The sequence below is a fragment of the uncultured Thermus sp. genome (assembly GCF_938010445.1).
GTDB lineage: Bacteria > Deinococcota > Deinococci > Deinococcales > Thermaceae > Thermus > Thermus altitudinis.
Map to the genome: position 1 here is coordinate 1 of NZ_CALLUR010000027.1, position 9,987 is coordinate 9,987.

The 9,987-nt window shown below is 64.2% G+C and carries 8 protein-coding genes and 1 other RNA gene; 6 read left to right on the plus strand and 3 right to left on the minus strand.

What is annotated here, in order from left to right; genetic code table 11:
• Positions 1-371, minus strand: a 371-nt coding sequence (locus tag Q0693_RS01460; protein WP_298628627.1) for a hypothetical protein, incomplete at its 3' end; no start/stop codon positions are given.
• Positions 372-479: 108 nt separating this feature from the next.
• Positions 480-825, minus strand: a transfer-messenger RNA (tmRNA) gene (gene ssrA, locus Q0693_RS01465).
• A 158-nt stretch (positions 826-983) separates the two neighbouring features.
• Here ssrA and rimP point away from each other — a divergent pair.
• From rimP to secD, 6 genes are all read left to right on the plus strand, one after another.
• Complete coding sequence (gene rimP, locus Q0693_RS01470; RefSeq protein ID WP_243029504.1) at positions 984-1,409, plus strand: ribosome maturation factor RimP; 426 nt, start codon at positions 984-986, stop codon at positions 1,407-1,409.
• Between the two features lie 32 nt (positions 1,410-1,441).
• Positions 1,442-2,605 carry a transcription termination factor NusA gene (gene nusA / locus Q0693_RS01475; protein WP_243029452.1) on the plus strand — a complete coding sequence of 388 codons (1,164 nt, stop codon included), beginning with the start codon at positions 1,442-1,444 and terminating at the stop codon, positions 2,603-2,605.
• Positions 2,605-2,883, plus strand: a complete 279-nt coding sequence (locus Q0693_RS01480) for a YlxR family protein (protein ID WP_298628630.1) — start codon at positions 2,605-2,607, stop codon at positions 2,881-2,883. Before nusA ends, Q0693_RS01480 begins: the two co-directional genes overlap by 1 nt.
• Positions 2,852-4,567 carry a translation initiation factor IF-2 gene (gene infB, locus Q0693_RS01485; protein ID WP_298628632.1) on the plus strand — a complete coding sequence of 572 codons (1,716 nt, stop codon included), beginning with the start codon at positions 2,852-2,854 and terminating at the stop codon, positions 4,565-4,567. The genes Q0693_RS01480 and infB overlap by 32 nt, the downstream gene beginning before the upstream one ends.
• Before the next feature lie 38 nt (positions 4,568-4,605).
• On the plus strand, positions 4,606-4,953 hold the full coding sequence (locus Q0693_RS01490) for a hypothetical protein (RefSeq protein WP_298628634.1): 348 nt from the start codon (positions 4,606-4,608) through the stop codon (positions 4,951-4,953).
• Positions 4,954-5,079: 126 nt separating this feature from the next.
• A complete protein-coding gene (gene secD, locus Q0693_RS01495) occupies positions 5,080-7,287 on the plus strand; it encodes a protein translocase subunit SecD (protein WP_298628636.1) in 2,208 nt (735 codons plus the stop codon).
• A 117-nt stretch (positions 7,288-7,404) separates the two neighbouring features.
• Here secD and Q0693_RS01500 read toward each other — a convergent pair.
• On the minus strand, positions 7,405-9,987 hold a 2,583-nt coding region (locus tag Q0693_RS01500; RefSeq protein ID WP_298628638.1), incomplete at its 5' end, for a hypothetical protein.

Below are 9,987 nucleotides of genomic sequence, written 5' to 3' on the forward strand. Positions count from 1 at the left end.
AAAAAGTCCGCCGGTATTGAGATACAGCTGCGAGGAGCCAGATAACCTTCTCTGTTGCTAAAATGCGCTAGTGCACCCAGCTTGAATATCAACAGCCTTTCCTTCTCTGGGTTTCTTATTGCTAGCACGTCGCTAAAAGGATTTTTGCAAGTATAGTCCTCTTGAGTAACTTGTAGGATTTCCATAAAGGAAAAAGAGCGAGAGAGAAGCTCAACAAAAGCCAGAAACCCTTTTGCAACTACCTTTTCAAACTGCCGCCCACCGCCAGCTTCTCCAGTGGTCCGCCCTCTCTCAGTAGGACCGTCTTCAAAAGATGCGATTTGCTTCGCTATAGCGTAAAGCTCTGAAGACCACTCTCTGTCCGATATCATGTTATCAACTCCTAGCCCCCTCTTAATCTACAATGAAACCCTGATGTGTTCCACGCTACACATTCGGTATAGGAGAAAGGAGCCCACTTGGGCTCCTGGTGGGCTAGATGGTGGAGGTGGGGGGAGTCGAACCCCCGTCCGAAAGTCCCTACGGCAGGCCTCTACGCGCGTAGTCCGTGTTTCGGGTGTCCCCCTGGCTTAGCCCACGGACAGGCGGCCAAGGGCAAGCTCCGCTTGTTTTCGCCTTGGGTTACGGAGCCTAGCCAAGGCTAGCCGGGTTTGTGTCCCCGCTACCGTGAGCCCCCGGCAGGGCTTCCGGGCGGGGTCGCGGTCTTAAGCCGCGAGAGCGTAAGCAGGCTTGTTGGCCTTTATTCGTTTGCGGGTTTTTACGAGGCCACCCGCACCTCGGCGCGCCACCTGCCCTCGGCGACCCCCGTCGAGACCGTTCACCCCCATGTCCCAAGCCGGGCTCGGACCGGCAAACTTGAGTGTAACAGGCTAAAGGGGTTGTAGTCAAGGGGGTTTTGGGTGTAAACTGAGCCCAGTGCTCCCAAGGGAGGGGGGTGGGTGTAAGCCCACCCTTCCTTTGTGAAGGGAGGTAGGGAGGTGCCTGTGGACCTTTGGCGGTTGGTGGAGGAAGCGGTAGGGCCCCTGGACCTCGAGGTCCTGGAGGTGCGGGAAGCCCCCGGGGAGGTCCTGGTCCGCCTGGAACGGAAGGACGAGAGGCCCATCAGCGTGGCGGACCTGGAACAGGCCAGCCGGGCCATTGAGGCGGTCTTTGACCGGGAGGACCCCATCCCGGGAAGCTACCGCCTTTTGCTGGAGTCTCCCGGCCCCAAGCGCCCCCTCTTCACCCGCCGACACTTTGAGCGCTTCCAAGGCCTTAAGGCCAAGGTGCCGGGGCCGGAAGGCTTCGTGGGACGCATCCTCCGGGTGGAGGAGGACGTGGTGGTCTTCCAGGTGGGCCAGGAGGAAAAACGCCTCAGGATCGGTACCTTCCGCGCCAACCTCGCCGAGTGGCCCGAGGAGCCTAGGTAGACAACACTACAGACGGGATACAGGGAGGAGAGATGAACCGGGAATTCATAGACGCCATGCAGCAGCTGGCCTTGGAGCGGGGGGTTACCACCGAGGAGGTCCTCGAGGCCTTCAAGGAAGCCCTGCGCAAGGCCTACATCAAGCGGCAGAAGGGATACCGCAAGGAAGAGATAGATGCCGGCAAGGGCCCGGAGGTGGACGTCTACATTGATCCCCAGACCGGGCGCATTGAGATGGTGGAGGTCCGCCGCGTGGTGGAGAAGGTGGAGGACCCCGACAAGGAAATCGCCCTCTCCGAAGCCCTGGAGTACGACCCCGAGGTCCAGGTGGGCGATGAGATGGAGTTCCCCATTGACCCCGAGGGCCTTTCCCGCATGGCCATCCAAGACCTGCGCCAGATCCTCACCCAGCGCCTCAAGGAGTCCGAACGCAACCGCATCTACAACGAGTACAAGGACAAGGAAGGCCAGGTCCTCACGGGGGTGGTGACCCGGGTGGACAACCGGGGCAACGTCTTCGTGGAGCTGGGCCGGGGAGAGGCTTACCTTCCGAAGAGCGAGCAAATCCCCACCGAGCGGTACTATCCCGGCCAACGCCTCAAGGTGTACCTGAAGAAGGTGGACCGCTCGGCCAAAGGCCCTTCCTTGATCGTGAGCCGGGCCCACGAAAAGCTTCTGGAACACCTATTGAAGCAGGAGGTCCCCGAGATCGCCGAGGGCATCGTGGAGATCAAGGCCATCGCCCGCGAGCCCGGCCGCCGCAGCAAGGTGGCGGTGATGACCCACAACCCCAACGTGGATCCCATCGGGGCCTGCATCGGCCACAAGGGGCAACGCATCCAGGCGGTTTCCGCGGAGCTGGGCCGGGAAAAGGTGGACATCATCCTCTGGGCCAAGGACCCCAAGGAGTTCATCCGCAACGCCCTCTCCCCCGCCCAGGTGGGTTCCATTGAGCTGGACCCCGATGGGCAGAAGGCCCGGGTCAAGGTGACCAAGGACCAGCATTCCCTGGCCATCGGCACCGGGGGGCAGAACGTACGCCTGGCTTCCAAGCTCACGGGGTACGAGATCCACTTTGAGGAGGCGGAGATCTCCGACCTGGACGAGGCCATTCGCAAGGCCGCCAGGGAGGAAACCGAAACCACCAGCCGGGCCAAAGAGGAGTTTGAGAAACTCTTCCGGAATCTTTCCGAGTAATGGCGCAGCACATCCCCATCCGCATGTGCGTGGCCTGCCGCAGAAGGCGGCCTAAGGGAGAGCTTTTGCGGATTCTCTTCACGGCGGAGGGGTTTCGCCTGGACCCCTCGGGGAAACTGCCGGGCAGGGGGGCCTATGTCTGCCCCGACAACCCCGAGTGCTGGACGGAAAAGAAACTCCGACGCTTTGCCGGGGGCCGGGCGAAGGCCTTGTCGGAAGCGCTTACCACCCTTTTAGGAGGTACGGATGGCCAAAATACGCATCTACCAGCTGGCTAAAGAGCTGGGCATGACCAACGAGGAGCTGCTGGAACTCCTGGACCAGATGGGGGTTCCCTACAAATCCCACGCCTCCACCCTTTCCGAGGAGGATGCGGAGGCGGTGCGGGAACTGGTCAAGGAGCAACGGGGTCTAAAGGAAAAGCTGGCCGAAGAAGAGCGCAGGAAAGCCCTTCCTAGAAGGCCTCCCGTGGTGGTCATCATGGGCCACGTGGACCACGGGAAGACCACCCTGCTGGACTATCTGCGCAAAAGCCGCATCGCCGAGAAGGAGGCGGGGGGGATCACCCAGCACGTGGGCGCCTTTGAGGTGAAGACTCCCCAGGGCACGGTGGTCTTCATAGATACCCCGGGGCACGAGGCCTTTACCACCATCCGGCAGCGGGGGGCCAAGGTGGCGGACATCGCCGTTATCGTCATCGCCGCCGACGACGGGATCATGCCCCAGACGGACGAGGCCATCGCCCACGCCAAGGCCGCCGGGGCCAGGATCCTCTTCGCCCTCAACAAGATGGACCTACCCCAGGCCAATCCCGACCGGGTCAAACGGCAGCTCATGGAGCGGGGTTTCGTGCCCGAGGAGTACGGGGGGGAGGCCATCGTGGTGCCCATCAGCGCCAAGACCGGCCAGGGGGTACAGGACCTCTTGGAGATGATCCTTCTCATCGCCGAGCTGGAGGACTACCGGGCCGACCCCAACGCCGAACCTAGGGGGGTTATCCTCGAGTCCCGGCTGGACAAGCAGGCGGGGATCATCGCCAACATGCTGGTCCAGGAGGGCACCTTCCGGGTGGGGGATTACGTGGTGGCCGGCGAGGTGTACGGCCGCATCCGGGCCATGATGGACGCCGACGGCAACCAGCGCAAGGAAGCGGGACCGGGTAGCGCCGTGCAGGTCCTGGGCTTCCAGGAACTTCCCCACGCTGGGGATGTGGTGGAATGGGTGCCGGACCTCGAGGCGGCCAAGGAGATTACCGAGGAGCGAAAGGAGGAGCGAAGGGCCCGGGAAGAAGCAGAAAGGGAGCGCCGCCCCAGGACCATGGCCGACCTCCTGCGCGCCCTACAGGAGGAGGGGCAGAAAGAGGTGAACCTCATCCTGCGGGCGGATACCCAAGGGTCCTTGGAAGCCATCCAGCACATCCTGGCTAAGGAGAGCACCGAGGAGGTGAAGATCAATGTCCTCCTGGCCCAGGTGGGGGCCCCCACCGAGTCCGATGTCCTCCTGGCGCAGACCGCCAACGCCGCCATCCTGGCCTTTGGGGTAAACCCCTCCGGTGCCGTGAAGAAGGCGGCGGAGCAAAAGGGGGTCCTCCTCAAAACCTTCCGCATCATCTACGACCTCATCGACGAGGTCCGGGCCATGGTGAAGGGGCAAAAGGAGCCCATATACAAGGAGGAGGTCCTGGGCCGGGCCGAGGTGCGGGCCATCTTCCGCCTGCCCGGAGGCAAACAGGTGGCAGGATGCATGGTCACCCAGGGCAAGGTGGTGCGGAGTGCCGAGGTGCGGGTGTTGCGCAAGGGGGAGGAGATCTGGAAGGGCAGGATGGCCAGCCTGAAGCGCTTCAAGGAAGACGTGCGGGAGGTGGCCCAGGGTTACGAGTGTGGCATTGGCCTCGAGGGGTTCGACGACTTCCAGGAAGGAGATGTCCTTGAGGTTTTCCAGATGGTGGAGGTGCCGGCGTAGGAGGTTCCCGGCGGTGGTCCTCCCTCAGGAGGCATCCCATGGCCCCTAGCCTCCCCTTGGGGTATCCCGGGCAGCCGATCCTGGGGGGTGCCTGGGGGAGGCTGGGACTCGTCCTGGCCATCCTGGCCCTCGCCCTCCAGGGCCTGCCCCCACCACCCCCGGACAGGGGAAAGGCGGAAGCAGGGCTTCAGGCGAAGGGGCCCGCCTGGGTCCTGAAGGAGGAACGGCAAGGGAGCGGGACCACCTCCTTGGCCCAGGCTCCCACCCGGCCTCCCCATCTCCCCAGCAAACCCCAGAACCGAAAGGCCCCACCGCCCGTGCCAGGGACCCTTTCCCCATCCCACCTCTACCTTCTCTACGGCCGCCTCCAGATGGATGGAGGCTAAGGCCTGGGTTCCCTCCCGCGCCGGCTCCAGCCCCAAAGGCCATCCGGCGCACCTTAAGTAGGGTTTCTATGGCTTCAGGCGCTTCTGATACCGAATCAGGCACATGTGTAACCGAAGGGAAACCGTATGAACCGCAAGCTTCTCAACGGACTTCTGCTCCTTGGCCTTTTCCTGCTGGCCCTCCTCATGGTCTGGAAGCCCTGGGCCCCAGGGGAGCCCAAGGTAAAGCTGGGCCTGGACCTTAAAGGAGGTCTGCGCATCCTCCTCGAGGCCGCCGTGGAAAGCCCCACCCCCGACGACCTGGAAAAGGCCCGTACCGTCCTGGAAAACCGCATCAACGCCCTGGGAGTGGCGGAACCCCTGATCCAGATCCAGGGGCAAAAGCGCATCGTGGTGGAGCTACCGGGCCTCTCCCAGGCGGACCAGGACCGGGCCCTTAAGCTCATCGGCCAGCGGGCGGTCTTGGAGTTCCGCATCCTCAAAGAGGGGGCTACAGGCACCACCGTGGCCCAGATCAACCAGGCCCTTAGGGAAAACCCCAGGCTTAAGCGGGAAGAGCTGGAAAAGGACCTCATCAAGCCCGAAGACCTGGGCCCAGCCCTTCTCACGGGTGCGGACCTGGCCGATGCCCGGGCGGTCTTTGACCAGTTCGGCCGCCCCCAGGTCTCCCTCACCTTCACCCCAGAAGGCGCCAAAAAGTTTGAGGAGGTCACCCGGGCCAACGTGGGCAAACGGCTCGCCATCGTCCTGGATGGCAAGGTTTACACCGCCCCCGTCATACGGCAGGCCATCACCGGGGGCCAGGCGGTGATTGAGGGGCTTTCCGGCCTCGAGGAGGCCAGCGAGATCGCCCTGGTCCTGCGCTCCGGGGCCCTACCCGTAGCCCTGGAGGTGGCGGAGATCCGCTCCATAGGCCCCACCCTGGGCCAGGATGCCATCCAAGCCGGCATCCGTTCCGCCCTCATCGGCACCCTGGCCATCTTCCTCCTCATCTTCGCCTACTACGGCCCAAGCCTGGGCCTGGTGGCCTCCTTGGGCCTCGTCTACACCTCGGTGCTGATCCTGGGGCTCCTTTCCGGCCTAGGGGCCACCCTTACCCTCCCCGGCATCGCCGGTCTCGTCCTCACCCTGGGGGCGGCGGTGGACGGAAACGTGCTTTCCTTTGAGCGCATCAAGGAGGAGCTTAGGGCGGGGAAGAGGTTCCGCCAGGCCATCCCCGAAGGCTTCAAGCACTCCACCCTCACCATTCTGGACGTGAACGTTGCCCACCTGTTGGCCGCTGCCGCCCTTTACCAGTACGCCACCGGCCCCGTCAGGGGCTTCGCCGTGGTCTTGGCCCTCGGGGTGGTGGCCAGCGTCTTCTCCAACCTGGTCTTCAGCCGCTACCTCCTGGAGCGCATGGCGGACCGGGGTGAGATCAAGCCGCCCATGTGGCTGGTGAACCCCCAGTTCAACTTCATGGGCCCGGCCCGCTTCATCACCCTAGCCACGCTGCTCCTGGCGGTTCTGGCCGCCGGGGTGGTCTTTACAAAGGGGTTCAACTACTCCATTGACTTCACCGGGGGGACGGCGTATACCCTGCGCACCAGCCCCGAGGTAGGAGTGGACAGCCTAAGGCGCTTCTTAGAAGCCAAGGGTTTTCCCTCCAAGGAGGCCGTCATCACCCAAGTGCAGGCCCCCACCGCCGACTACAGGGAGTTCTCCCTTAAGCTCCCGCCCCTTCCCGACGAAAAGCGCCTCGAGCTGGAGCGGCTTTTTGCCGGGGAGCTTAAGGCCAGCGTCCTCACCTCGGAAACCGTGGGTCCGGCCATCGGCTCGGAGCTTCGCCGCAATGCGGTGATGGCCGTCTTGGTGGGCCTAGGCCTCATCCTTATTTACGTGGCCTTCCGCTTTGACTGGACCTTTGGCGTAGCCAGCGTCCTGGCCGTGGCCCACGACGTGGCCATCGTGGCGGGGATGTATAGCCTTTTGGGCCTGGAGTTCTCCATCCCCACCATCGCCGCCCTGCTCACCATCGTGGGCTACTCCATCAACGACTCCATCGTGGTCTCCGACCGCATTCGGGAAAACCAAAGGCTCATGCGGGGCATCCCCTACCGGGAAATGGTAAACCGCTCCATCAACCAGACCCTCTCCCGCACGGTGATGACCAGCCTCACCACCCTCCTGCCCATCATCGCCCTCCTCTTCCTCGGGGGAAGCGTCCTCAGGGACTTCTCCCTGGCCATCTTCGTGGGCATCTTCGTGGGCACCTACAGCTCCATTTACGTGGTGAGCGCCATGGTGGTGTTCTGGAAAGAGTTGCGCCAGCGCCAGGCCAAGAAATCCACTTAGAGACCGCCCGGAAGAAGGCAGCAACCCCAACCCGGGGACGAAAAGGGATCCCCGGGTTTGGGTTACCTTCCATCCCAGCTCCGTTGAGAGGGGCCGAGGTATTGACCAGGCGCCGGTTTAAGGGGTTCCTGCCTCCAAGCCCAACTCCTCCAATGCCCTCTGCCGAAGGCGAAGGGCCTCCTCCTGGGCCGGGGTGCCGTAAAGCCGCCGCAGAACCTCCTCATCCAGGGGATCCAGGCGCAAGGCCAAAAGCCAGTCCTCAAACCTCGGGCTTTGCAAAAGGGCCTGCCGCCGTTCCTCCAAGTAGGCCCTGGCCTGGTCTTCAAGAAAAGGGTGGTCCAAACCCAGATAGGGTGGGGCAAGGGGAGCCTCGGGATCCCAAAGGTCCACGTACAGTTCCGGGACTTCGCCAACGAGGCCATAGGGTTTTTGGCGCAGGAAGTAGGGCTTGGCGCCCCTGGGACGCCCCGGCTCCAGGGCGTTCACCACCTCCCACCACAGCACCCGGAACTCCCCCGGGGAAACCGCCAAGGCCTCCAGGAGGTCCTCCTTCTCCCAGTCCGAAGCCGTCAAAAGGGCCAGGAGTAGCCGGGCCTTATCTCGGCGGAAGCGCACGGGGCGTCCCTCCACCCGGACCTCAAACCCCCCAAGCACCCGGATCTCTACCCGGACCCCTGGATGGTAGGGGACCCCAAGGCGACCGAGCCGCCAAAGGGCCCGGCGCACCCGGGCAATAGGGGGAGAGAACAGCGTTCTTCCAGCCAAGAAGGGGTAAGCCAGCAGCAGGCTTTCCCAACCATCCTGGAAGGGATAGGCCCCCACCAACGCCCGAAGAAACGGGTCCAGGAGGGGTAGGGCGGGTAGGGGGAACACCAGTCCCCGGCGAAGCCAGGCCATCGCCACCATGAGCGTGAGAAAGCCCTCCACCCAAAGATCCCCTGCGGTCCGGGCCAGGCGCACCATCTCCTTATAGGCTCCCTCATCCCCTAAGGCGGCTAGGCCCCCCAAAGCCTCCACCTCGAGCCGCGCCGGACCCCCCTCGGCCATGGCCAGGGCGGACCGATAAGCCGCACCGGCCTCCTCAAGGCGCCCTAAAGCCAAAAGGGCATGCCCCCGCCTGGCCTGAGCCAGGCTCATGCCGAAGGGACTTCCTAGCACCTCGGCCTCCCTCAGACCCCGCTCCGCCCAGCGAAGGCCCTCTTCCGCATCCCCGGCCACGCATTCCAAAAGAGCCCGGAGAAGGGTTCCCTCCCGGTGGTTTTGCGGTGGCCGATGCAAGCCAGGGTCCGCGCTTTCCCGCAACAAGGCCAAGGCTTTCCCTGGCCTTCCCTGCCTAAGGAGAAGCCGAGGCCCAGAAAGCCCAAGGGCCTCAGCCTCCTCTACCTGGCCCTCGTTCAGGAGGTTCTCCGCTAAAAGGGGGCGGGCTTCCTCTGGGAAGAGCTTCAAAGCCTCCTCCAGGTAGGGACGTCCTCGCGCCGGCTCCACCGTGTCCAGGAAAAGCCGGGCCAAGCCCAGGTAAGCCCGGGTCTCCCCTGCCCTCAGGGCTTTTTGGTAGGCAGCCTCCGCCTCCTGGTAGCGCCCCGCCTGGCGCAAGGCCTCCGCTTCCAAGAGGTCGAGCTTATGCCGCCCTCGCCGCAAGGCTTCCGGCAGGTGGGCCAGGAGGCGCAAGACGGTGTAGGTGAGGCCACGGGCCAACCAGGAGAACCCCTCCTGCGCCAAAAGATCCGCCACGTGGCCGAGCCTTCCCGCCTCCAGGAGGAACTCGGCTGCCCGAATCCCCTCCCCCCGGGCTAGGGCCTCCTCCGCCGCCTTGGTGAGGAGCCCCCGGGCCTCCGCCTCGGGAAGAAGGGTCTTGAGGGCGCTGCGCACCAGGGGATGGAAGTAGAGTTTCCCCTCCCGCCTCTCTAGCAGAAGGTCCTCGGCAAAGGGTAAGAGGGCCTGGCCTTCCGCCTCTGGGACCTCCCCCAAAAGGGCCAGCCTCGAGGCCGCCTCCAACACCCCCCGAGGAAGGCCATAGGCCAGATAGGCCAAAAGCCCCTCGGCGCTCTCCAAAGCCAGCTCTGGCCTGAGCCCCCGCCGCATGGCCAAAAGGGCAACCCGGAGACCCAAGGGCCATCCCTTCACCAGGGAGAGGGCCCTTTCCACCTCAAAGGCCGGAAGCTCCGGGGCCAACGCCTTGGCCAGCTGGCAGGCCTCCTGGGGATCAAAGGCCAGCTCCCGTTCGGAAAACACCGTGAAAAAGGCAAAGGGCGTGGCCCTCCGTGAGAGGAGCAGAAGCCTTATACCCGGAAGGCGCACAAGCCCTTGGACCACCCTAAGCACCCCGGGACTCTCTGCCCGATGCGCCTCATCCAGAACCAAGAGGTGGGAGCCCAGAGGCTCCAAGGCTTGGATCAAGGCCTCTAGAGCACGAGGCCAGGCCCCCGCCTCCAAAAGCCCCGCCACCTCAGCCAACCCCACCCGCTCCCGGTAGGCCGCCAGGAGGTGCCAGAGAAAAACCGCCGGGTCCTTGGCCTCCTCTGCCAGGGCCAGGTAGACCCCCGTGAACTCAGAGGCCAGGCTGGTCTTCCCGTACCCCGCCCCTCCGGCTAGGACCACCCCCGGGCTATGGCGGAACGCTTCCTCCACCAAGCGCCGAGGGCGGTCCCGCCGCACCTCCTTGGCCGTGCGCGGGGGGAGGAGCCTCGAGGGGGGCACCGG